This window comes from Moritella marina ATCC 15381, assembly GCF_008931805.1.
In the GTDB taxonomy this organism is placed as follows: Bacteria; Pseudomonadota; Gammaproteobacteria; order Enterobacterales; family Moritellaceae; genus Moritella; species Moritella marina.
The window spans coordinates 275,499-298,845 of record NZ_CP044399.1 but is presented as its reverse complement, the minus strand read 5'-3'; the positions used below and the strand labels follow the sequence as shown (position 1 = coordinate 298,845).

Below are 23,347 nucleotides of genomic sequence, written 5' to 3'. Positions count from 1 at the left end.
TTAGTTAACCATCTCGAAGGTAGTCGGTTAACCATTACGACCGACCTACGCTATAATTTCGATACCAAATAAGCTAAAATTAACGATAGACTTACTTGGTATCGTATTTTCACATCAATTGATACTAGCTCTTTGACTTCACCAGCATTAATCTTTAGAATCTGCGGAAATTAGCGATGGAGAAATCAAATGGAAACTTTAACGATCACCCGCCCAGACGACTGGCACTTACACCTTCGAGATGGTGATGTTTTAAAACATACTGTTGCTGACATTAGCCGTTACATGGGTCGCGCTATCATTATGCCAAACCTAGTACCGCCAGTAACAAATGCTGAGATCGCCAAAGAATATCATCAGCGTATTTTAGCTAACGTACCTGCGAATTCTTCATTTAGTCCATTAATGACTATCTACCTTACTGATCAAACAACAGCTGAAGATATCCGCGCAGCGAAAGCAACAGGGATTGTTTATGCGGCAAAGCTTTATCCTGCTGGCGCAACAACAAATTCATCATCAGGTGTTACCTCAATTAAAAACGTTTACCCTGCGCTGCAAGCATTACAAGATGCTGGCATGCCATTGTTATTACATGGTGAAGTAACAGATGCAGATATCGACATTTTTGATCGTGAAAAAGTATATTTAGATACTGTGTTAAAGCCTGTTGTTGCTGATTTCCCCAACTTAAAAATTGTACTTGAGCACATCACGACTGCCGATGCAGTTGAGTTCGTGAATAACGCCAGCGACAACATTGCTGCAACAATTACAGCCCATCACTTACTATTCAACCGTAACCACATGTTAGTCGGTGGTATTAAACCACACTACTATTGCTTACCAATTTTGAAACGTAATACCCATCAAGCAGCACTTGTTAAAGCTGCGACAAGTGGTAGTAACAAATTTTTCCTTGGTACGGATTCTGCACCACACGCCGATGATAAGAAAGAATCTGCTTGTGGTTGTGCTGGTGCTTACACATCGCATGCTGCAATTGAACTTTATGCTGAAGTATTCGAGCAAGAAAATGCGCTTGATAAACTAGAAGCATTCGCTAGCTTCAATGGCCCTGATTTTTACAATTTACCACGCAACGCTGACACGATCACGTTAGAAAAGTCTGAATGGCTAGTACCGACAACGCTGCCGTTTGGTGACGCGAAGATGGTGCCAATCAGAACTGGCGAGACTATCGCTTGGCAAGTAAAATAACACCACTTTAGTGATGTATTGCTATCCCAGTACCTTGTACTGGGATATTACTCTGTAAGTTGTTTATAAGTTTAATCTTTCTCCTGTTTTACTCCCCTTCTATTAAATCAACTCTATGCTTAATTGCACGCTGCTATTGATCGAGAGTAGAGATGAAAACTCATGTTAATGCCATACCTAAAGCGAAGTCTAAACGAAAATATAAGCACCCTAAGCGCTTAATTGGGTTTGTGGCTTTTAGTCTCGTTGCCATCGGTATCTGTATCAACCTCGGACTATGGCAACTTGCACGAGCGCAAGACAAACAAGCGCTATTGGATATTAAACAAATCATCATCACGACATTAAGCCAAGTGACAGCGGACACTTTACACAACCCAGTTTCATTGCAAGGTTATTTTGACAATAAACAGCCGATATTACTTGATAATCAGACCAACAATAAACGTATCGGTTATCACTTATATCTCCCTTTTCACAGTGATGCACAGACCATACTGGTTAATCTCGGCTGGCTAGCGGCATCGCCATCTCGACAAATATTGCCTGTGATACCCAAATTCACTGGTCTCTATCACCTAAACGGCACATTAAGCGCCCCACAAGGCTCGCCTTGGTTACTCGGTGATAATATCAGTACCGACAAAGACAATGTATTAGTGGTGCAACGTACGGCCATTTCACAGCTGCAATCGTATTTAGGCACCCCATTGAAACCGCTATTACTGCAATTAGAACCTAGTTCGCCCGTTGGCTTTAGCAAAACTTGGCAGATCACCGTCATGCCACCAGCTAAACACACCGCTTATGCCGTGCAATGGTTCGCCTTAGCATTTGCATTAAGCCTGTGCAGCGGTTACTGGATTAAGAAGTACTAACACGAATCAAAAATACTACGCAAGATAAGGATTAGTCATGCAAAAAAAACCGTTATTTATCATGCTCGGATTATTCATAGCTCCTATTTTAGTCGCAAAAATAGTGCTAGTTAATAATTGGTACCAAGGTGCTAAAACCAATGCTGGTGAATTAATAACACCGCCACTCTCACTCTCATTAGCCCCTCAGGCATGGCTACTACTCTACAACCCAACCGATAATTGTAGTGCCATTTGCCAAGAAAGTATTTGGCAGATCCAGCAAGTGCATACGCTGCTCGCTTCCGAAGGTGATCGTGTACAACGCTACCTCACCGCACTCCCCTCATTACAGTCTGAGCGTATCGATACGCAAGCTCTCACAAAATTACAATTAAGCGCAACCAATCAACAGCAATTAAGCTCGGATACACTATATTTAGTTGACCCACTGGGTAATATTTTCATGCGTTATCAATTCACTGCAGATAAAACGGCAGCAATGAAAGTATCAGCGGGCCTATTAAAGGATTTAAAGCGCTTACTTAAAATATCGAAAATAGGGTAAGCCGTAATACACAAGGATGGTCTATGCCAAAACTGCTCAACCTAACGATCGTGTTAGCTTTCATTGTTATTATTCTTGGCGCCTATACACGCCTTACTGACGCAGGGCTTGGCTGCCCAGATTGGCCGGGCTGTTACGGCTTTAATGCTGTACCAGGCAACGCACAAGACATCGCCTCTGCACAATTGGCTTATCCAAATAAACCATTGCACACAGAAAAAGCATGGAATGAAATGATCCATCGCTATGTTGCCGGATTACTCGGTATTTTTATCCTGATCATTTTCATCGTGAGTGGGAAACAAAGGCAGCAACTGCGATTAGCGACAGTGCTCACCCTCTTGGTTTTATTTCAGGCTGCGTTAGGTATGTGGACTGTCACGATGAATTTACAGCCCATTATCGTTATGGGGCATTTATTAGGTGGCTTTAGTATTCTATCCCTGCTGATATTATTCCGATTACGATTATCCCGACCAACAATAACACCAAACTTGCTAACCCAGCCTTTAGATAATCAAAATCAACAGACACTGATATTGCCTATTCACAGACAACGTTTAGCTCGCGTTCAATTATATTGCGCCATTGCACTGCCAATCGTCATCATTCAAATTGCACTTGGCGGTTGGACAAGTTCAAATTACGCAGCCGTTGTCTGTACTGAATTGCCAATTTGTAATGGTGACTGGTTAAGTCGTTTTGATCTCAATGATGTATTTAGTCTCAGTCCCGTCGCTGACACCTACCAGTATGGTGTACGGGATACTATCGCCAGAATGAATATCCACATATCCCACCGTATATGGGCCGGCGTGACGATCATTTATCTTCTCCTCACAACCTATCAACTACTCAAGCATCAAGTCGAAAAAAAGATACGCGTCATTGCGATCACCTTGCTTATTATTCTTTGTCTACAAGTCAGCTTAGGTATCGCGAATGTGTTATTTCAGTTACCGCTAGGCATTGCAGTGGCGCACAACTTCGTCGCGGCGATCTTACTGATAACCTTAATAACCCTACTTTGGTTCAACCAACAGCAACTGCAAGAGGTGCTATGAATACACAATCCCTTAAATTAACGCTGACACCAAACTGGCGCGCTTATTATCAACTCACCAAGCCTAAAGTGGTGGCGCTGTTACTGCTCACCGCATTGGTCGGTATGGTGCTAGCCCTTCCGACATTACCCACACTGAGTTTATTAGTACCCGCATTAGTAGGGATCGGATTATTGTCTGCAGCCGCTGCGGCTTACAACCATATTCTCGACCAGCGTATTGACGCCATTATGACCCGAACCCATCAGCGTCCATTAGTACAAAATACCCTAAGCACAACAAAAGCCTTGGTCTTTGCCACCGGTATGGCCACCATCGGCATGGCAACACTATTTATCTTTGTGAACGCCTTAACCGCGTGGTTAACCTTTGCCAGTCTGATTGGTTATGCGGTGATTTACACCATGTATTTAAAACGTGCAACACCACAAAATATCGCCATAGGAGGGCTTGCAGGAGCCACGCCTCCACTTCTTGGTTGGACTGCGATGACAGGTGAAGTGACCGGTCAAGCACTGCTACTTGTCATGATCATTTTTATTTGGACGCCGCCGCATTTTTGGGCCTTGGCAATCCATAAAGAAAAAGAATACGCGAAAGCAAAAATCCCCATGCTCCCCGTTACCCATGGCGCGGAATATACTAAAACCCTGATATTGCTTTATACGTTGTTGCTCTTACCGGTGACTTGGTTACCTTGGCTTACCCAGCTCAGCGGTTTACTTTACTTAGCAGGGTCGACCATTTTAGGGGGCTGCTTTATATATTACGCTTATCGCTTAAAATTCAAACCCACGCGTAAAACGGCATTTCAAACATTTAAATTCTCAATCATTCATCTCATGATACTATTTATATTATTGTTAGTTGATCACTGGGTTATTCACTACTAACCCTAAACAGATAACCACTCCCTAAGTAATTAATTATTAAAGGTAATAACAGCCCCTAAAATAAGGCTTTTTATTACCTTCGCCTTTAAAACCCGCCGACGAAATAAAACCAACAAAGCTTTACACTACAAATTAGAAATATAATGAATTGTTATATGGGATCAATCTCTAATTAACAGCGCTGCCTACTATATTGCTAGTTGTTTTTTAGAATTAAATCGCTATCATAGCGAAATAAAAATTTGAGAGATTAAAAAAAAGTTTAATCCTCGTTATTCTGCCTAACAAAGACTGTTAGCGCGCTAATTATTTAAGCTTATATAACTTAAGCATCTGCTGAGGAATTACTATGATCAGTGTATTCGATATCTACAAAATTGGTATTGGTCCATCAAGTTCTCATACTGTTGGTCCAATGAAAGCTGCCAAACAATTTATCGACGACCTACGAGCGACAGGGAAGATCCGCGAAGTCACTCAAATCACAGTGGATGTGCATGGTTCATTATCGTTGACTGGTAAAGGTCACCACACTGATATTGCTATCATCATGGGTTTAGCAGGTAACTTGCCTGAAACTGTTGATATTGATGCAATCCCAGAGTTTATTCACCGTGTTGAACAAACACGTCGTTTAACGATCGGTCTACAATGTCATACTGTTGATTTTCCCGCTTCAGCGATGAACTTTATCGATGAACCACTTGCACTTCACGAAAATGGTTTGAAAATTCATGCTTACATCGATGGCGAAGTTTCATTCACAAAAACTTACTACTCTACGGGTGGTGGTTTCATCGTTGACGAAGAAAACTTCGGCCTAACACAAGGTGAGACAGCTGACGTTAAATACCCATTTAACAGTGCCGCACAACTAGTTCAACACTGCCAAGATAACGCATTATCTATCAGTGCATTAATGGCTGAGAATGAAAAATCATTCCGCACAGAACAAGAAACGCATCACCTGTTTTCAGGTATTTGGACTGCAATGGCTGAAGCGATTGAGCGCGGTTGTAAAACTGAAGGTTTACTTGCTGGTCCATTACGTGTACCACGTCGTGCAGCAGCGCTTAAACGCCAATTAGAAGCAAGCGATGGTTTTAATACTGACCCAATGACTATCATTGATTGGGTTAACATGTTTGCCCTTGCTGTAAGTGAAGAAAATGCTGCCGGTGGCCGTGTTGTTACAGCACCAACAAATGGTGCTGCAGGTATCATTCCAGCGGTATTAGCATACTATAATAAGTTTATCCGTCCGTTAACACGTGATGAATACACTAAGTTCTACCTTGCATCTGGTGCTATTGGTATCCTATACAAAACTAACGCATCTATCTCAGGCGCGGAAGTCGGCTGTCAAGGTGAAGTAGGCGTGTCATGTTCAATGGCAGCAGCTGGTCTTGCAGAACTAATGGGTGCAAGCGCATCACAAGTTTGTCAAGCCGCTGAGATCGGTATGGAACATAACTTAGGCTTAACTTGCGACCCTGTTGGTGGCCAAGTACAAGTGCCTTGTATCGAACGTAACGCGATTGCAGCAGTTAAAGCTATCAACTCTTCACGTATGGCAATGCGTCGTACGAGTGAGCCTTGTGTGTCGTTAGATAAAGTTATCGAGACGATGTACGAGACAGGTAAAGACATGAATGCTAAATACCGTGAAACATCACAAGGTGGTTTAGCAATTAAAGTATTAAATGTTGGCGATATCAAAAAAGCCCACACTTGTACTTAACCTGTCCTAAGCCTAGATAAAATTATTTAGGTACAGAACAAATAAAAGCCAGAATGTGCCCGTCACAATGCTGGCTTTTTTATATCCGCAGCAATATTTTATATCCCCGTAATAATACACCGACTTAACTTTAAACTACCCTATAACAGGCATTACAACCCCCTCACTCCTTTGATTAAAGATTTATCTCCATGTGCAGTAACCTCTGATAAAAAACCTCATACTTTAAGGTGTAAATAGCAGTGAATAGCCATCACCCTGATGACTTTGCGAGTTAATTATTCTCTACTCACCATTAGGTCACTTATTCTATTTTATCGCACGACGTAACCAGCTGTCCGCTCTGCAAATATGAGGGAAATATTAATGAAAGCACTCACTCTACCCGACATGGGATTTCTGTATTGCGAAACGGTATCACGCCCAAATCATGTTGCTGCAATGCAAGTTTTTGATATACCAGATAACTATCAAGGCGATTATGGTGAAGATCTTTATCAACAACTAATGCAGTTTACCCAAATAGAAAAACCATTTAATTACAAACTACATACAGCCTATTCTGGATTAATGTATTGGCAAGAGGATGACCATATTGACCTAGATTACCATGTTCGCCAGGTCCGCCTACCCAACGCTGGCGACAGAGAGCAATTGCTTGAATACATAGAGCACGCTCACTCAAATCTGATGGATCGAAACCGGCCATTATGGGAAATGCATTTAATTTCAGGGCTTGCTAACGACCAATTTGCCGTCTACCTTAAAATGCACCATGCATTTACTGACGGCGTTAAAGCCAATAGCATTCTGCTAAGTTATTTAACACCACAGGCCGAGGGATCGTTAAAAGCATTTTGGACTCAAACAGGTTTTGAGAGTGACCAGCCCGATACTGAAGTCAAAGCGAGCATGGTGAATAAATTAAAACAAAGCAGTGCAGTATTAACGAAACAAGTACGCGCCATTCCATCAATACTTGGTCTTGGTTCTAAGTTAATATTACAAGGCGTGAATATCTATAAAGCGAATATCATCACGCCATTTACTTCACCTAAAACCCCTTTCTCAATCAGCCCAAAACGCGCGCGTCGAGCATCAACCAGCATACTGCCACTATTACGGGTAAGAAATATAGGAAAAATAGCAGGGACAACGATTAATGACGTCGTGGTCTGTATTTGTGATATCGCGTTACACCGCTATTTGTCTGATCTTAACTACCAACTTAAACAACCGCTCACAGCGCAAATTCCGGTGAGCCTACGTGATATAAACGACACGACCTCTAATAACCGCATCGCCATCACCATGATTGAGCTTGCCCACAGTAGTGCAACACCACTTACTCGGCTAATGGCAATTAAAGAGGCCTGTAACAAGTTAAAACAAGAAACCACTTTATTATCAGATGAAGCGTTAACCAGTTATACTCTTGTCAGCCAAGGTTTAGCGGTGATAAGCGAATTATTGAATCTAGATAATGTCTTGCCACCCGTCGGCAATGTGCTGATCTCGAATGTGCCAGGCCCACGTAAACCTATGTATATGATGGGTGCCAAAATGCAAGAATGTTTCCCGCTCTCAGCTTTACCGCCCGGTATGTCACTTAATATCACTTTATACAGTTATATGAATAATATTAATGTCGGCTTGATTGCCTGCCGGTCAAACCTCCCCAATTTGAATAAGTTATCGAATTACATCCATGATGCATTTACTGAGCTAGAGCAAGTTGTCATGAATAGTGCGATAGATATCGTTAGTGAACAAATAGCAAGACTAGACAAAGATGATATATTATCCAATAGCATGCATGAGTTGATTAATGTCATTAACGATAATGCCTGTTCGACCGTAGTGCTCGACACAGCAAAAAAACCAGTGCTAACAAAAAAAGAAGATCATCAGAAAAGCAGTAAAAGACGGATAGTCAAAGTAGTCAAGCAGACTGATGATATGATTAGTTAAGCGATGCTTACTTCGTTTTTAATAAAATGCTGATGAATTAGATGATGTTTAATAACACTTAAAATACACTCGGCTAAATACGACATTTAGCCGAGTATATTAACTCTGATGATATAAACAGTTTGGTGATAGCGGCCGACTCGTTACCTTGTTGGTAGTTGGATCTCTTTAAACATATCGTCAATCTCTTCCGCTGTTTTTAACATGATCGCTTTATCAACAATGTCACGTGTTAAATGCGGTGCAAAGCGTTCCATAAAATCATACATATAAGTACGCAAGAAAGTGCCTTTACGGAAACCTATTTTAGTCGTACTTGAAGTAAATAAATGGCTGGCATCAATACGTACTAAATCATCATCAACTTCATCATCAAATGCCATTGTCGCCAATACTCCCACGCCAATACCTAATTTCACATATGTTTTAATCACATCCGCATCGGTTGCGGTAAATACAATTTTAGGCTCTAATCCAGCTTCATCAAAGGCACAATCTAGTTCTGAACGGCCAGTAAAACCAAACACATAAGTAACGAGTGAATATTTAGCGATATCTTCAACCGTTATCTTACCCACTTTCGTCAATGGGTGACCCGGTTTAACGATAATAGAGCGATTCCAGTGATAACAAGGTAACATCACTAGATCACTGTATAGATGCAACGCTTCAGTCGCGATAGCAAAATCAGCAGTACCTTTAGAAACCGAATCACTGATCTGTGCAGGGGTCCCTTGATGCATGTTTAATGACACATCTGGGTAACGCTCTATAAAACCTTTAATCACTTTCGGCAATGCATAACGTGCTTGCGTATGCGTCGTCGAGATATTTAAGGTGCCTTTCGAAGGATGGGTATGCTGACTCGCTACCGCTTTAATACTTTCAACCTTGCCAAGAATATCAGCAGCAATACGAATAATATCTTTACCAGCAGGTGTCACTTTAGTGAGGTGTTTACCACTACGCTCAAAGATTTGTACACCGAGTTCATCTTCTAACATACGCACTTGCTTACTAATGCCAGGTTGCGAAGTATAAAGACTTTCTGCTGTCGCAGACACATTCAAATTGTGATTGAGAACTTCGACTATATATCTAAATTGCTGTAACTTCATTCGTGATGTGCTCTATATTCCAAATAATTAATTGTATTCTAACAAAACAATAGCAGAATGCTGTTATTTCTTGTTAATAAGATATCCTAGGGATCATTACTTTATACGCCAGTCAAAATATCATGACACCATTAGACGATAACATTAAACCAAGCAAAGACACAGTTGATTATGCCCTGATCCTGACATCTGCGGTGCATGATATGAAAAACTCATTATGCCTATTATTGCAATCCATTGAATCTATGTCTGCAGATAGTAGCAACGAGCAAGATAAACAAACCGATACAGCCAAACTAGCTGATTTACACTATGAAGTTTTACGGCTTAACAGCGGATTAATTCAAGTGTTGTCACTCTATCGCGATGAAAAAGATCAACTGCCCTTAAATATTGCGGAATGTTTTATCGCTGATTACTTCACTGAATTTTGCATTAAGAATCAGCTGTACAGTGACAGTCATGATATCGAGATTAACGTTAATATTGACCCCGATCTTGCTTGGTACTGCGATTATAATTTAATTAGTTACTTATTATCAGACGTCTTTATCAACGCCTTACGTTATAGTAAGGGCAAGATCTTAGTGACAGCTAACCAGGTTAATAATCAACTGGAAATAGAGATTGCCGACAACGGTGATGGCTACCCAGATAGCATGTTACAAGCCCAGCATAACTCAATGTCAGCGCTAAGCTGTAAGCAAGGACGTACTGGGTTAGGGTTATATTTCGCCCGTTTAATTGCTAATGCACATGTAATAAAAGGTAAAAAAGGGCATATATTGCTAAAGAATGGAGGCGAACTTGGTGGGGGCATTTTTACCTTAATACTACCTTAACTAAGGTATTTATAGTAATATCTTAATACCGCAGCAAATTTAGGTTTATATACACAATGAAGCTTACCCTTATAGTCATCGCCATTGCTGTGCTACTTTTTTTAGTGATCGGCTATAACATCATTTTACAATTCAAACGTAAAGCCGAGACTGAAAAACGTCAGATCATCATCAAACATAAACAAGTTATTCAAGAAACTGAAGAATTGCTACTCAACGCCACATCATTACCGTACAGTAAAGTTCTTACATTAGTGCTGCACAGCCGTATGCATGACTCACTTGCCGCGACATTACACATGGATCCAAGTTTACCACAAGTACGACAGCGCTTGACGAATGTGAAAGCACAAATGGCGCAATTAAAAGAAGCGCCTGGGCAAAGTGAAGAAAAAATGTTTCGCTCGCCAAATTCCGATCGAGAGGCGATTGTATTACTGCAACAAATTAAAAAAATTCGTGCGGTATTACGTGCAGAGCATGCCAAAAGTAAGCTAAACACTCAAACCTTTGTTATTGAAGATCGTAAACTTGAATTAATGCAGCTGAATGTCAATATTGATAACTTATTAAAGCGAGCCTACGAAGCGCGTGCTACGCGTCAATTTGGTTCTTGTAAGCAATTGCTACGTAAAGGCATAGATACCTTAAACAATATCAATGATAAAAATGAAGCGCTGACGACTAAACAACAAACCTTAATGTCTTTACTTAACGACGTTAATGAGCAGCTCACGCAAGCATCTTCAGATGATTTAAAAGATCGCCAAGAAAAAGAAGATGAAAAGAACGAATTAGACTTATTGTTCCAACCAAAACAAAAATGGTAACAAATAAGAATAAGGCTCCAGCTTAAAACGAAGAAGATAGCAGACGTTGTGATCACCCGATCACAACGTAATTACCTGACTAATCCCCTCTTATCTACTGGTATATTATTTCTCCTCGACACGTTCATCTCGGCGCTCTACAGAACCAAACTCTGCCGCTAAATCTAATCCTAATAACGCCCGTCGCAACATATCCAATGCGATATATAACGCCACCGTACGGATACCTTGACGGCTCCAACGAGGGATAAATAACAACTGACTATAAGTCCCTGTTTTACTGGACAATGCAAAAGCAACCGTACCAACCGGTTTCTCATCACTGCCGCCACCAGGGCCAGCAATACCTGAAACCGCGATCCCAAAATCAACACCAGCATTGAGCATTGCGCCCTCAGCCATCTCGGCTGCAACTTCGATTGATACTGCACCATGGTTAGCCAGTGTCGTTTGTTTCACATTCACTAAACGGCTTTTAGATTCATTGCTATAAGTCACATGGCTTGAATCGAGATAACCGGAGCTACCAGCTACGGCAATTAATTCACTCGCTATCATGCCACCAGTACATGACTCTGCAAGCGACAAGGTCTTACCTTTATCTAACATCATTTTTTGCAAATATTCAGCAAACGAAAAGTCACCTTCAAAGAGAATGAAATCAGCTATTTCTGCAACAACTCGTGCCCTTGCCTGCTGCAAATCAGCACTGTTAGTCGACAGTAGTTTGATTTCTACCATGGGAAAATCAACTCTAAAACCCAAGGTAATTGAATCCGGTAGGTTTAACGCCTGCAATTGCTCATTCAGTACCGATTCAGAAATACCAAAGGTTTTAATTTTGATTAAAGTCGGCACGCTCACCGTCGCAAAACGTTGTTGAATATCCGGTAATATTTGCTCTGCTACCATATGCTTAAATTCACTTGGCACACCAGGCGTAAAATAAAAGCGTGCGCGGTTAAACTTGAAGCTAAAACCACATGCCGTACCCACTGGATTATCAACCACTTCACTCCCTTGCGGTAACCAAGCTTGTTTTTCATTACTCACAGATAGGCTACGATTCGATTTTGCATATTTAGCGACTAAATGGTCGTACCATGCTTGCGATAACGTTAATGGTACACCCATTGCTTTTGCGGCGGCCTCAGCACTTAAATCGTCAGATGTCGGCCCTAAACCACCATTCATGATCACCACGTCAGCACGGTGGCTGGTTTCAGTGATAATATCGATCAGCGAGGCTAAATCATCAGCAACCGTATGACGACGAGTGAACGTTCGACCTTGGTCAAAAAACTGTTGTGATATCCACGCCGCATTGGTGTCGACAATTTGACCTGATAATACTTCATCACCAGTACTAATAAATTCAATACGCATTAACTGTCCTTATTTGCTCTTTCCGTCAATATAAAATAGCTGAGAAACGATAGGATCCCACAACCGCTGATCACCATAATCATAGGCAGTGGCGTGCCATCATGTAATATACTAATCACGAGTCCAGATATCGCGCCAAAACCAAAGCGAATAGTGGCAGATAATGCCGATGCTGTACCGGATATATGTGGGAATTCTGCCAATACCCCTGTCATCACGTTTGAACCAATAAGGCTAATTAACGAGATATAAGCAACGGTAGAAACAACTAATCCAGCTAAACCAAATGTCAGGTTCATGTTTAACAACCAAAACAATACCGACACCACAGCGCTAATAATAATACCCGCACGTAAAATCTGCTGATAACCAAAACGCATGACGATTTTAGCATTCATCCAAGTCACCACCATCATGCCTAAAATATTACACGCAAACAAATAACCGTAATCTTGTGCATCAATACCAAAGTACTCTATATAAACAAACGGCGATGCGGTTAAAAAAGCAAACATGCCGGAAACATTAAACCCGCCACATAGCATCAAGCCAAGTACTTTACGGTTACGTAAAATAAGTCCATAATTACGAAATACTTGCGGTAAATTAAAGGCCACACGACGTTCTTTAGGCAACGTTTCTTTAATACCAATATAGCTCACCAACAAGCATATCGATGTCAATATCGCCAAGGCAACAAAAATACTCGGCCAGCTAAACCACACCAATAACTGCGCACCTATTAACGGCGCGACCAAAGGAGCAAGTGTCATTGATAGCACGACATAAGACATCATTTTAGAAAACATCGAGCCGGAAAAGAGATCGCGCAATAATGAGCTAACAACTACAGAGGCAGCGCCGCCACCGATAGCTTGCAGTAATCGTAACCATTTAAATTGTTCAATCGAATCACCATAGACAATGCCAATACTGGCAATCAAATACGTGACAAGTCCGCAAATAAGCACAGGCTTACGACCATAGCTATCCGCTAATGGGCCATAGAAGAGTTGGCCAATGGCAAAGCCTAATAAGTAGGTACTGAGTGTGGTTTGAATGATCTCAATAGAGACATTGAAATCACCGGCAATACTTGGCATTGCCGGTAAATACATATCAACAGCAAGCGGCGTTAATGCTGATAGTAATGCAAGAAAAGGAATTAAAAAATAAGTTTTCATCATAAGCCAAGTGATTAGAATGGCTTATGAGTATATACCGAAACTATGACAAGATGCAGTTTTATCATTTTTAAGCTTCTTTACACGACAGCTTAATTCCAGTCTTTAGCTAATTGGGTATTATCCTTTTTAAATAGTTCGCGCAAGTATTTTTCTTTCGCCTCTTCCAAGTAGGCAGTGAAGATATCAATAGCCTGTTGATAAGCGACTAACCCCACTTCAGCATCAGCAGGTAACAATAATACTTTAATTATCATCCCATGACAGTGCTGCATAGTGCCGCGTAACATCTCAACTAAAAATGAGTGTTGCGTATCATATTTACTGTGTAACAAAATGAATTGTTGATGTAATTGTTGCAGAGCATCATAACGCGTTTCAACCGTCGGCTTTATTAAGGCGAGCATTTCATCAACAAAGTCTGCAAATACGTTTTGCGCTAACACCGCGCTGTATTGCACCGCCAAATCTCGGGTATCTGAAGCATAGTGCACTAACATACGGTCAACTAACTCGACTTTATTCAATGCCACATCAGGCAATGAAATGTCTGCAGTATAGGCTGGGATCGTATTGTCAATTTTGATGCCGTTACCTAGGTTATAGCAATTTACATCTGGGTGGAAAGTTAATAACTCACCAAGCCCTTTTGCCGACATTTGAAAAATCATCGTTGTTTCAACTTCGTCTACATGATTACCGGGGGCAACAAAACCAGACAAGGCTTTTTTATCAAACAATAATTTATCATCACCAGCATCATCATAATAAATACTTTTCTTACTGTGATGCGCTTCACCGCTAAAGCCAAGATCCACACCAAATAAGTAAATGTTTTTAAAACCCATTTGGGTAAAGTAAGAAAGCGCAAGATTGGAAACAGTCGGGTTTGAATATGTTAATAACGCCAAACGATCCTTATCAAAGCCAAGTTCTTCGTTCTGAAGAATGTAAGTTGATGGTTCCACCGCTTTCAAGCCCATTAACTGACGATCAAATAAATCAGTTACATCAGGTGTGATCGTATTTAATGTTAACAAGGGTATCGATCTTACGTATTCATCATCACCAATCGTTTTTAATACTGAATAGGTTTGTTTCGTTCGCTCCATTTCCAGATGAAAATCAGGTTTGATACCATATTGATATAAGGCGCGTAGTGTCGTGCCACAACTCGCGAGAATGACCTTTTCACGGTTCGCTATAATGTAATCAATATGTTCATCCAGCGATGGGCCATTACCTAATATAAATACCGGTAGTGTCTCACTCTCTGGTAAAGGGGTTGTTTTTGCCAGTAAAGGGATATGATTATTGAGGGTATGGTATTGATGTGCTAACGCTAATAATGAATCATCAAAAAAACCCAGACCAAATGCGATATGATAATTCTGGGCATTGAATTTTTCTAATGCCTTATTGACTTGTTCACTTTGATAATGCTGGTAGCAAAAGTTAAACGTCGCATCATAACGTCCTTTGGCCATCATCTCATTAGAGATATCAGTAAAAAATTCATCTTCATTCGCACCCAGGCAGAAATGAATGCTGCCGCCATCCTCATCAAGCTGTTTTAAAATGCCAGCCCAATCGAGCGTAAATAAACTCGCGTAGAAAAAATCATTTTCAGGTTCATAAATATACAAGCGTTTAACGCTATGTTTACTGAGCATTTCAGGTAAGAAATAACCTAAGCCTAAACCAAAGCAAACCATCATATTGATTGCTTCAGGTAAGATAAATTCTTCTTTATGTTTCTCGTGAGAAGCACTCCAAAGTCTAATTAACTGGTTCAAATATTTAACATGAATAAAATCAGCGACTGAATCAGCTTCTTTAATAAAATCAAGACGAGCCATCTTAGGGTTAATACGATATTGTTCAAAATCAATCAAACTATCACGGAAATATTCTTCCCCCAGTACAAAGTTATTATCGATATCAACCAAGTGTAACAACTCATCCACTTGTGCTAATTCGAATTTAGCTGGTTGATAGGTCATAAATACGTTATAAATATCAGGGATATAATCCTGAAAAGCCTGCATATTGGCTTCATATAAAGCAATAGGATCTACTTTCGGCTGAGTTGCAGCATGAATCGCATCGATTTCATATGCTAAACTGACCTGCTTTTTACGCTGTGCTTGCTGTGACTCTAAGGCAGCAATCTGAGCTGCAATATCGACGTTTAATTGATTCATAATAACAACCTAAAACTGTTTAATAGCAAGATACCGATTAATCGATTTAGACCTACGTTTAGTGGTAACTTGTTGAGATTCAATGCCTGACTTTAATGTATTTAGTCGCGTAATTTGCGTTTGATCTTCAGCCATAATATGCAATAAAAAAGCGTGTGAACGAGGACATTGAGCAGGGTTAGCTAACGCGACTAATTGCTCAATTAAATACTGACGTTGAAGTAAAAGTTCATCACACAGAGTCAATTCTTCAGCACTAATAGCGGCGTTTGCATCTGCCGATAGCGCTTTAATATTAGCCATCAATTCAACGTCAGTACAAGCCATGATTAGGCACCGCGACCTTGATTACGGATCGACTCTGCTTTTAATTTTTCTGCTTGAGGGATATTTAGCCACGCATCTTTAATCGGTGTCACGAGCGTCGTAATTTCATCTAATGGCTCTACCGACTGCTCTAATGACGCATCATTTAAACGCAGTTGGATATAACGGTATAGGGCATCAAAATTTTCACCGATCTCAGGGTGGATTTTATGGTTAATACCATCAATTAAACCCGATGTAATATTAATTGATTTATTAATCGCTTTTGCTCTACCTTCAATATCTTTGCGTAAAATGCAGCCCTTTGCGACAGCAACAGAGTCTAGCAATCCCTGTAACAACATAAAAATAACCTGATGATTATCAGCCGTAGAAATACCACTTTCACGACTCACTTGCTGATAACGTCTTATATTAGCTCTCATGCTTTTTACCTAACTATTAATGTATATAAATATTAAGAAATTATATCACTAGCCTAATACATTACGAATATAATCACCGGTGGCGTTGTATCGTGTAACCGTATTATCTAAAGCTGTGTATTTTTTTCGTAATGTATTTTCAAATGATGAAATATGTTCGTCTAACTTAATGCGATCATCTTCAATATCACGCAAGTTACCATTTAGCATATCTTGCTGCATGGAGATCATGCCTCGACTCCCTAAGCTCTCAGACAATACCTTATTAACTTGTGCGGCAATACCATTATCCCCTGCAAAAAGTTTGCCAAGATCGTCTAATGAATTACTCACGGCATCATTTAAACGCTGAGTGCCCGATTGACCACCATTTTTACCAAATGGACTGATAGACAACATCCCCCCCTCTTCCAGGGAGATACCGGCAGAATATAGTGTGTTTAGCTGCTTATTAGCGCCTTCAACTACGCCACCGGTAATCGTCTGCAGTTGTTGTTTCACACTACGAGCTGTAGGGTCTAACTTCAACACCCCCGTTTCAGGGTTCGTTAACACGTTGATCGTATCCATCAAGCTATTATAACCGTCAACAAATCCATACACTAAATCCTCGACAGCTGCATGATCTGTCGCAGTTGAAAAGTTGGCAGGCTCGTTAAGGTTCGTCAAACTATTGGCGGTGATTGTCACGCCAGATACAGCATGATTAAAGATATTGCTATCTTTGGTTATCATATTACCATCAATGGTAATAATTCCATCTGTGGCCTGCTGCCCTACCATGCTTGATGAAATACGATTAAGACTTGAGTCAGAAGTGAACACGGTTAAGCCATTTTCTTTACCCGTTTTATCCGAGGTATAGATAATTTTAGCACCGACATCAGAACTAATAACATTAGCACTTATACCGTAATTATCAGGCGCTTCATTAATTTTAACTTGAATGTCTTGCAGGGTATCAGTGATATTGACATCCACTTGAAAGGTATTTTTACCCGCATCAAAATACAGCATACCTTGACCAGGTTTAGAATCTCGATCAGGTAAAAAATCAGATTCTAAACGTGCACCTTGAGCAAGCTGTTTCACTTCAACATCAAATGCACCTTTAGGCACAACGCCTTTTGTTTGAATGGTAATAGGTAAAGCAGCACTATCACTACCAGCATCGGCTGACGCCTGCTCGACATTACGCCCCTGATAACGAATATTTGTTTTGCTCTGAAAAAAAGAATCTGTATTACCGAGTTGCGCAGATGTCGCCTTAAAATCAGCAAGTGCAGCCTTTAAGGTGCCAACACCAGATAGCTCAGTGGTAACTGCGACTTCTTTCTTATCCAATCGAGATTCTTTTGGCATTTTTTCAGCGCTTACAAATGAGGTAATGATAGATTCAAGATCTAAACCAGAACCTGAGCCTGCCATCGTTATACCAGCCATACATATCCTTAATTTTCATCTTTAGATAATATAAGAGGCAATTATTTGCCTCTTATATTAAACATTCGATTATTCTATCTCGCTATAAAAATCAGACCATCTCATCAAATAAAAGCCCTGGTCTAGCTGATACATTATCCTGAAACTTTTCAATGTTAGCAGCCATTTTCAATACTTCCTCTGATGGTAGCTCTTTGAGTATTTCACCACTATCAGGATCCACAATTTTAACAAGCATACGACCTGTATCGTCATGAACACTAAAATTTAACTTCTTATTATTAGCATCGAAATGAGCTTGCAGTGTATCCTTTGCTTCAAGCAATTTTTGTTCCAGATCGATATCATTAGCAAGTTTAGGGATAGATAGAGGTGTTTTTTCAGGAAGTGGGTTTTCACTAGGTGAAATTAAAACGGCAGGATTGGTAATGACAGGTTCTTTTGTCATTACAGGGTCGGGATAAAAACGAGTGCTCTTATTATCCATACTATTATCAATGGACATGGTAACCCCCAAAGACTAAAATGCCCCGCAAAGTGCAGGGCAAAAATAAACTTAACCGTTTACAGCAGAGATAATGCTACTTGTGACGATTGATTCGCTTGGCTTAACATTGAGCTAGCGGCTTGTTGCTGAACTTGCGTTTGTGCCAATTGAGCAGATTCTGCTGCAAAATCTGTATCAACAATACGTGATTTAGATGCTGAAACATTTTCAGAAATATTAGTAATATTACGAATTGTTGATGAGAAACGATTTTGTTTCGCACCCAGTTCTGCACGAGTGTCAGTGACAACTGCAAGTACTGAATCTAATTTCGCAATTGCAGCCTGTGCGCCACCAGCAGAAGAAAGCGTCACTGTTGCTGTTAAACCAAGTGCTGCAGCGCCCATGTCTTGTGAAATAGTAAGGTTAATTGTTTGACCAGAATCCGCACCTACTTGGATATCAGCAGCGTATGAACCATTAAGTAGCTCTTCACCTGCAAAGGTAGTATCCGTTGATACACGGGTAATTTCTTCTTTTAATTCACCAAACTCTTTATCCAACGCGACACGATCAGCATCACTGTTTGAACCATTGGCAGATTGAATTGAAAGTACACGCATACGTTGTAGCATATTTGTAGTTTCGTCTAACGCACCTTCAGCAGTTTGTGCAAGTGAAATACCATCGTTAGCATTTCGTGCGCCCTGGTTTAAACCGTTTACTTGTGACTCTAAACGTGAACCGATTTGTAAACCAGCAGCATCATCAGCAGCGCTATTAATACGTTTACCAGATGATAAACGTTCGAAAGAAGTTTGTAATTCGTTAGTCGCATTCGATAAGTTACGTTGTGAATTTAAAGATGCTACATTGGTATTTACATAAACAGCCATATTCGTCTCCTAAAAGAAATCCTGTAAAGGACTGCTGTGTATATAGAATACAGCCCTTATTCATAATCGGTTATTTGTATTGTCATAAAAGTTATCGACACCAAAAATACATCCTTTAGAGATATTTTGTTTTTTTTATGATTTTTTTCTTAAAGAGATAATAAAATAAATAAAACCATTATTATTCAGTACGTTAATGTTCTTCAATTTATTTAATAGAATTGTTATATTATTGATAATCATAAAAATATGAAATGACAGAGACTGTAAATCAAAAATAGGCTAAGCATGAGGTTAAATAAAGGGTGGGTCATTTAGTGCGTGCGATATTATTTTGGCTCTTGCGAGCCAAAATAATATGATCATGAGTTTGTTGTTATTAGCCTTGCAGTAATGACATCGCCACTTGCGATTGCTGATTAGCTTGGCTAAGCATCGTACTTGCCGCTTGTTGTGATACCTGATTCTGCGCCAGTTTTGCTGATTCGGCAGCAAAGTCTGCATCCATAATACGTGATTTAGACGCTGACACATTTTCTGAAATATTAGACAAATTACGAATCGTCGAAGAAAAACGATTTTGTTTCGCACCTAAGTCTGCACGAATGTCCGTTACCTTTGCTATCGCCGAATCAATATTGATGATAGCGGCCTGTGCTGTACCAGCAGAAAGCAGGTTTGCCATTGTTGAACCTACCCCTAAACCTGCTGCGTTTGTGTTAGTGGTAATTTTTACATTAATAATTTGATTGGCATCTGGGCCAATTTGAAAATCTTGATCAAAGGTCGCGTTAAGTAAATCCATACCACCGAATGTTGTATCATCAGCAACACGGTTAAGTTCTTCTTGTAACTGACCAAATTCTTTATCAAGTGCCACGCGATCAGCATCGCTGTTTGAACCATTGGCAGATTGAATTGACAGCACACGCATACGTTGGAGCATATTTGTTGTTTCGTCTAATGCCCCTTCCGCTGTTTGCGCAAGCGAAATACCATCATTGGCATTTCGTGACGCTTGATTCAAGCCATTTACCTGAGATTCTAGGCGGGATCCGATTTGCAGACCTGCTGCATCATCTGCCGCAGAGTTTACACGCTTACCAGAAGATAGGCGCTCAAATGATGTTTGTAACGCATTTGTAGAGTTCGTCAAATTACGTTGTGAATTTAAAGATGCTACATTTGTATTTACATATAAGGCCACGGTATCTTCCTTCTTCGCTATTTCAAATTAAATAAATTTTATATATCTAAAGATATAGCAATCACTGTGCCAAAGACCTAAATATAAAAAACAAAAAACATAACAGATTGATTTAAAGGCTTTTTATTTTGTTTTGATACATTGGAACATATCAACATCACTGACCCCCCCCCTCTTACTTTCCGCTAAAGCCAAAAAATTGCCGCCCGAGTGCCGCGAATATACTAAAGAAAAATAGTTCATAAACAGAATTACGCGAATACGTTAATTAATTTAAGTACGGGACCGGTGCTGTGTGAAACAGTCGAGTGACATAGTGTCGATAATAACAAGCATAAAAAACGAAACTGGATAGTGCTAGTGGTAAGAACCGAGGAAGAGATAGTGATAAAAAATACTTTTACCTATACGCTTAATAAGGGCTATCGCGATAAGGATATAGGTAAAAGCAATATATTAGGCGGCCCCAAAAGGGGCCAGAGGGAGCCCGCCCTCTTAGCCTAATAGCGACATAGCAACTTGTGATTGCTGATTCGCTTGACTTAGCATCGTACTCGCTGCTTGTTGCGATACTTGATTTTGCGCAAGCTGTGCAGATTCAGCAGCAAAGTCAGCATCCATAATACGAGATTTTGACGCTGATACGTTTTCAGCAATATTCGTTACGTTACGAATCGTTGATGAGAAACGGTTTTGTTTCGCACCTAGGTCAGCTCGAATATCAGTTACCTGTGCAATCGCACTGTCTAAATCAGCAATCGCGCCTTGCGCAGTACCCGAAGAAGCAATACTTGCAGAGTTAATCGATAAACCTGTCGTATTCATTGCTGTCGTAATTTTAACATTAATCACTTGGTTAGCATCAGCACCAACCTGAAAGTTATTATTAAACGATGCATCAAGTAGCGTCTCACCACCAAATGTCGTATCTTGAGCAACACGATTAATCTCATCTTTTAATTGACCAAATTCTTTATCTAACGCAGTTCGATCAGCGGCACTATTCGAACCATTCGCTGATTGAATTGAAAGAACACGCATACGTTGTAGCATGTTTGTTGTTTCGTCTAACGCACCTTCAGCTGTTTGCGCCATTGAGATACCATCATTGGCATTTCGTGCGCCTTGATTTAAGCCATTAACTTGTGCTTCTAAACGAGAACCAATTTGTAAACCTGCCGCATCATCTGCTGCAGAGTTAACACGTTTACCCGATGATAAACGTTCAAATGATGTTTGCAGATCATTTGTTGAATTCGTTAAATTACGCTGCGAGTTTAAAGATGCAACGTTAGTGTTTACATATATAGCCATTCGTTTTCCCTCTGTGTGTAACGTGATTAAGCAATGACATGATTTTATTAACGCCATGCTTAACGGTTAATCTATAAATTATTTATATATTCATTGATTAAATAAAAAGCAAATTGTGTGCCAAATTAAGCAATCGAGTTAAATAAGCTTAAGTTGTTGATTTTATTAAATGACTTATAACTCATCTCTAACACATTCTGCTCTTTAGTCAGGTCAGTCATTGCCGCGGCAAGATCTGCCTCGGTAAGAATTGCCATTGCTTCTTGGTTAATAACTTTAAATGATTCATTTGATTGAGTAACACGCTCAATCGTATTATTACGGCCACCAATCGTTGACATCGTTGACATCACTGAGTATTTCGCATTCTCAATACCCACTTGAGCATCAGCCATTCGCTCCCTAAATCCCTCCTTCGAGAGCGACGTATCAAGTAATGATTCTTTTAAGGTTTCAAGTGTGTTCAAGATATTTTCATTGTCAGGTGCTGACAATGAAATATCGACACTACCAACAGCGCCACCTGTTGCCATAATCTTGACACCATTAAATTGAATACCCTGACCTGAGGTGAAACTACCGCTTTGTAATACAGCGTTACTACTGTCAAGTACTTCAAACGTATCGCTATTACCCGGTATCACGGGGCCGATAACATTCAACTTAAAGGTATTATTCGCAGGATTATTATGATCATAATTACTGGCATGAAAATTATCGAACTGCCCCTGATTGACAACCTCAGTCTCTATTGCGGTAACGTTACCGGTCAAATTAGCCGTATTCATCACTAATCGCGCGGGAGCTGATTCAAATACACGTTTACCATTATCGCCACCATTAACATAAACATTGGTGGCAATTTGAATGTCATTATCTTGTTCATTACCGCGGTAAGTGTACTGCCCTGTTTGTTCATCTTTTGCATACGCTTGTAAATGTGCCGAGGTACCTGAAAAAATAAAATCCCCATTGGCATTTTTAGTATTAACTAAGCTGAACACTTCTTTTTGTACTTGGCCAATTTCTAATGAAATTGCAAACCTATCTTGCTTATCAACCGTACCATTAAGCGCTCGAACAGAAAGTACACGACCACGTTCCATTGCTGTGTGTAAGTTATTAAGGGTTGTTTCTTCTAAACCCAGTGTCCCCTTGAGCATTAACCCATTCGTTTGATACTGGGTATTTTTTTTGATTTCATCATTCAAGTAGTTCGATTTAGCCACTTCAGCTGGCGCATCACCCGAAGTACGAAACTTCTCTTGTGAGGTTACTTGCGAGTGCGCTGTATTCAAACGTTTTTGCGTTTGTGACATATCTTGCATCGAGCGTGAAAAGATTTGATTGTTGGTTATTCTCATATCGA

General features: G+C 40.2%; 21 protein-coding genes. 9 read left to right on the top strand and 12 right to left on the bottom strand.

Annotated features, from left to right (window positions below):
* Window positions 1-189: 189 nt before the first annotated feature.
* The 7 genes from pyrC (at window position 190) to FR932_RS01420 (ending at window position 8,315) form a co-directional block, all read left to right on the top strand.
* The gene (pyrC, locus tag FR932_RS01450) at window positions 190-1,221 is read left to right on the top strand and encodes a dihydroorotase (RefSeq protein ID WP_019440894.1); all 1,032 of its coding nucleotides are present in this window, start codon (window positions 190-192) and stop codon (window positions 1,219-1,221) included.
* A gap of 152 nt (window positions 1,222-1,373) precedes the next feature.
* Window positions 1,374-2,099: an SURF1 family protein gene (locus tag FR932_RS01445; protein WP_019440893.1), complete on the top strand. Its 726-nt coding sequence runs from the start codon at window positions 1,374-1,376 to the stop codon at window positions 2,097-2,099.
* A gap of 37 nt (window positions 2,100-2,136) precedes the next feature.
* The gene (locus tag FR932_RS01440) at window positions 2,137-2,646 is read left to right on the top strand and encodes a hypothetical protein (protein WP_019440892.1); all 510 of its coding nucleotides are present in this window, start codon (window positions 2,137-2,139) and stop codon (window positions 2,644-2,646) included.
* A gap of 23 nt (window positions 2,647-2,669) precedes the next feature.
* The gene (locus FR932_RS01435; RefSeq protein ID WP_019440891.1) at window positions 2,670-3,710 is read left to right on the top strand and encodes a COX15/CtaA family protein; all 1,041 of its coding nucleotides are present in this window, start codon (window positions 2,670-2,672) and stop codon (window positions 3,708-3,710) included.
* Window positions 3,707-4,603, top strand: a complete 897-nt coding sequence (gene cyoE, locus FR932_RS01430) for a heme o synthase (protein WP_019440890.1) — start codon at window positions 3,707-3,709, stop codon at window positions 4,601-4,603. Before FR932_RS01435 ends, cyoE begins: the two co-directional genes overlap by 4 nt.
* Window positions 4,604-4,952: 349 nt before the next feature.
* A complete protein-coding gene (locus tag FR932_RS01425) occupies window positions 4,953-6,344 on the top strand; it encodes an L-serine ammonia-lyase (RefSeq protein WP_019440889.1) in 1,392 nt (463 codons plus the stop codon).
* A 366-nt stretch (window positions 6,345-6,710) separates the two neighbouring features.
* Window positions 6,711-8,315, top strand: coding sequence for a wax ester/triacylglycerol synthase family O-acyltransferase (locus tag FR932_RS01420; RefSeq protein ID WP_019440888.1), 1,605 nt, complete (start codon window positions 6,711-6,713; stop codon window positions 8,313-8,315).
* 143 nt (window positions 8,316-8,458) lie between these two features.
* On the opposite strand, the gene cysB is transcribed toward FR932_RS01420, so the two are convergent.
* A complete protein-coding gene (cysB, locus tag FR932_RS01415) occupies window positions 8,459-9,433 on the bottom strand; it encodes an HTH-type transcriptional regulator CysB (RefSeq protein WP_019440887.1) in 975 nt (324 codons plus the stop codon).
* A gap of 122 nt (window positions 9,434-9,555) precedes the next feature.
* Between cysB and FR932_RS01410 the strand changes: the two genes are divergently transcribed.
* Window positions 9,556-10,275, top strand: a complete 720-nt coding sequence (locus tag FR932_RS01410) for a sensor histidine kinase (RefSeq protein ID WP_019440886.1) — start codon at window positions 9,556-9,558, stop codon at window positions 10,273-10,275.
* Window positions 10,276-10,331: 56 nt separating this feature from the next.
* Complete coding sequence (locus FR932_RS01405; protein ID WP_019440885.1) at window positions 10,332-11,105, top strand: hypothetical protein; 774 nt, start codon at window positions 10,332-10,334, stop codon at window positions 11,103-11,105.
* Window positions 11,106-11,210: 105 nt separating this feature from the next.
* On the opposite strand, the gene FR932_RS01400 is transcribed toward FR932_RS01405, so the two are convergent.
* The 11 genes from FR932_RS01400 to flgL form a co-directional block, all read right to left on the bottom strand.
* Window positions 11,211-12,491 carry a CinA family nicotinamide mononucleotide deamidase-related protein gene (locus tag FR932_RS01400; RefSeq protein ID WP_019440884.1) on the bottom strand — a complete coding sequence of 427 codons (1,281 nt, stop codon included), beginning with the start codon at window positions 12,489-12,491 and terminating at the stop codon, window positions 11,211-11,213.
* Complete coding sequence (locus FR932_RS01395) at window positions 12,491-13,675, bottom strand: Bcr/CflA family multidrug efflux MFS transporter (protein WP_019440883.1); 1,185 nt, start codon at window positions 13,673-13,675, stop codon at window positions 12,491-12,493. The genes FR932_RS01400 and FR932_RS01395 overlap by 1 nt, the downstream gene beginning before the upstream one ends.
* Before the next feature lie 92 nt (window positions 13,676-13,767).
* Window positions 13,768-15,879, bottom strand: a complete 2,112-nt coding sequence (locus FR932_RS01390; RefSeq protein ID WP_019440882.1) for a motility associated factor glycosyltransferase family protein — start codon at window positions 15,877-15,879, stop codon at window positions 13,768-13,770.
* 9 nt (window positions 15,880-15,888) lie between these two features.
* Complete coding sequence (locus FR932_RS01385; RefSeq protein WP_019440881.1) at window positions 15,889-16,206, bottom strand: hypothetical protein; 318 nt, start codon at window positions 16,204-16,206, stop codon at window positions 15,889-15,891.
* A 2-nt stretch (window positions 16,207-16,208) separates the two neighbouring features.
* On the bottom strand, window positions 16,209-16,631 hold the full coding sequence (fliS, locus tag FR932_RS01380) for a flagellar export chaperone FliS (RefSeq protein WP_019440880.1): 423 nt from the start codon (window positions 16,629-16,631) through the stop codon (window positions 16,209-16,211).
* A gap of 48 nt (window positions 16,632-16,679) precedes the next feature.
* Window positions 16,680-18,074 carry a flagellar filament capping protein FliD gene (gene fliD, locus FR932_RS01375; RefSeq protein ID WP_019440879.1) on the bottom strand — a complete coding sequence of 465 codons (1,395 nt, stop codon included), beginning with the start codon at window positions 18,072-18,074 and terminating at the stop codon, window positions 16,680-16,682.
* 91 nt (window positions 18,075-18,165) lie between these two features.
* Window positions 18,166-18,579: a flagellar protein FlaG gene (locus FR932_RS01370; protein ID WP_019440878.1), complete on the bottom strand. Its 414-nt coding sequence runs from the start codon at window positions 18,577-18,579 to the stop codon at window positions 18,166-18,168.
* Window positions 18,580-18,638: 59 nt separating this feature from the next.
* Window positions 18,639-19,457 (bottom strand): flagellin N-terminal helical domain-containing protein, encoded by an 819-nt coding sequence (locus FR932_RS01365; RefSeq protein WP_019440877.1) that lies wholly within the window; start codon window positions 19,455-19,457, stop codon window positions 18,639-18,641.
* A 379-nt stretch (window positions 19,458-19,836) separates the two neighbouring features.
* Window positions 19,837-20,664, bottom strand: coding sequence for a flagellin N-terminal helical domain-containing protein (locus FR932_RS01360; protein WP_019440876.1), 828 nt, complete (start codon window positions 20,662-20,664; stop codon window positions 19,837-19,839).
* 495 nt (window positions 20,665-21,159) lie between these two features.
* Complete coding sequence (locus FR932_RS01355; protein WP_019440874.1) at window positions 21,160-21,978, bottom strand: flagellin N-terminal helical domain-containing protein; 819 nt, start codon at window positions 21,976-21,978, stop codon at window positions 21,160-21,162.
* Between the two features lie 125 nt (window positions 21,979-22,103).
* Window positions 22,104-23,342, bottom strand: coding sequence for a flagellar hook-associated protein FlgL (gene flgL / locus FR932_RS01350; protein ID WP_019440873.1), 1,239 nt, complete (start codon window positions 23,340-23,342; stop codon window positions 22,104-22,106).
* Window positions 23,343-23,347: the final 5 nt, after the last annotated feature.

Excerpts from the sequence above, each read along its gene's own strand:
- FR932_RS01355 (WP_019440874.1), bottom strand. The coding sequence starts at position 21,978 with ATGGCTATATATGTAAACACTAACGTTGCATCTTTAAACTCGCAGCGT.
- cysB (WP_019440887.1), bottom strand. The coding sequence starts at position 9,433 with ATGAAGTTACAGCAATTTAGATATATAGTCGAAGTTCTCAATCACAAT.
- FR932_RS01370 (WP_019440878.1), bottom strand. The coding sequence starts at position 18,579 with ATGTCCATTGATAATAGTATGGATAATAAGAGCACTCGTTTTTATCCC.
- FR932_RS01445 (WP_019440893.1), top strand. The coding sequence starts at position 1,374 with ATGAAAACTCATGTTAATGCCATACCTAAAGCGAAGTCTAAACGAAAA.
- FR932_RS01395 (WP_019440883.1), bottom strand. The coding sequence starts at position 13,675 with ATGAAAACTTATTTTTTAATTCCTTTTCTTGCATTACTATCAGCATTA.
- FR932_RS01365 (WP_019440877.1), bottom strand. The coding sequence starts at position 19,457 with ATGGCTGTTTATGTAAATACCAATGTAGCATCTTTAAATTCACAACGT.
- FR932_RS01410 (WP_019440886.1), top strand. The coding sequence starts at position 9,556 with ATGACACCATTAGACGATAACATTAAACCAAGCAAAGACACAGTTGAT.
- FR932_RS01400 (WP_019440884.1), bottom strand. The coding sequence starts at position 12,491 with ATGCGTATTGAATTTATTAGTACTGGTGATGAAGTATTATCAGGTCAA.
- FR932_RS01435 (WP_019440891.1), top strand. The coding sequence starts at position 2,670 with ATGCCAAAACTGCTCAACCTAACGATCGTGTTAGCTTTCATTGTTATT.
- FR932_RS01385 (WP_019440881.1), bottom strand. The coding sequence starts at position 16,206 with ATGGCTTGTACTGACGTTGAATTGATGGCTAATATTAAAGCGCTATCG.
- pyrC (WP_019440894.1), top strand. The coding sequence starts at position 190 with ATGGAAACTTTAACGATCACCCGCCCAGACGACTGGCACTTACACCTT.
- FR932_RS01440 (WP_019440892.1), top strand. The coding sequence starts at position 2,137 with ATGCAAAAAAAACCGTTATTTATCATGCTCGGATTATTCATAGCTCCT.
- FR932_RS01425 (WP_019440889.1), top strand. The coding sequence starts at position 4,953 with ATGATCAGTGTATTCGATATCTACAAAATTGGTATTGGTCCATCAAGT.
- fliS (WP_019440880.1), bottom strand. The coding sequence starts at position 16,631 with ATGAGAGCTAATATAAGACGTTATCAGCAAGTGAGTCGTGAAAGTGGT.
- FR932_RS01390 (WP_019440882.1), bottom strand. The coding sequence starts at position 15,879 with ATGAATCAATTAAACGTCGATATTGCAGCTCAGATTGCTGCCTTAGAG.
- flgL (WP_019440873.1), bottom strand. The coding sequence starts at position 23,342 with ATGAGAATAACCAACAATCAAATCTTTTCACGCTCGATGCAAGATATG.
- FR932_RS01420 (WP_019440888.1), top strand. The coding sequence starts at position 6,711 with ATGAAAGCACTCACTCTACCCGACATGGGATTTCTGTATTGCGAAACG.
- FR932_RS01405 (WP_019440885.1), top strand. The coding sequence starts at position 10,332 with ATGAAGCTTACCCTTATAGTCATCGCCATTGCTGTGCTACTTTTTTTA.
- cyoE (WP_019440890.1), top strand. The coding sequence starts at position 3,707 with ATGAATACACAATCCCTTAAATTAACGCTGACACCAAACTGGCGCGCT.
- fliD (WP_019440879.1), bottom strand. The coding sequence starts at position 18,074 with ATGGCTGGTATAACGATGGCAGGCTCAGGTTCTGGTTTAGATCTTGAA.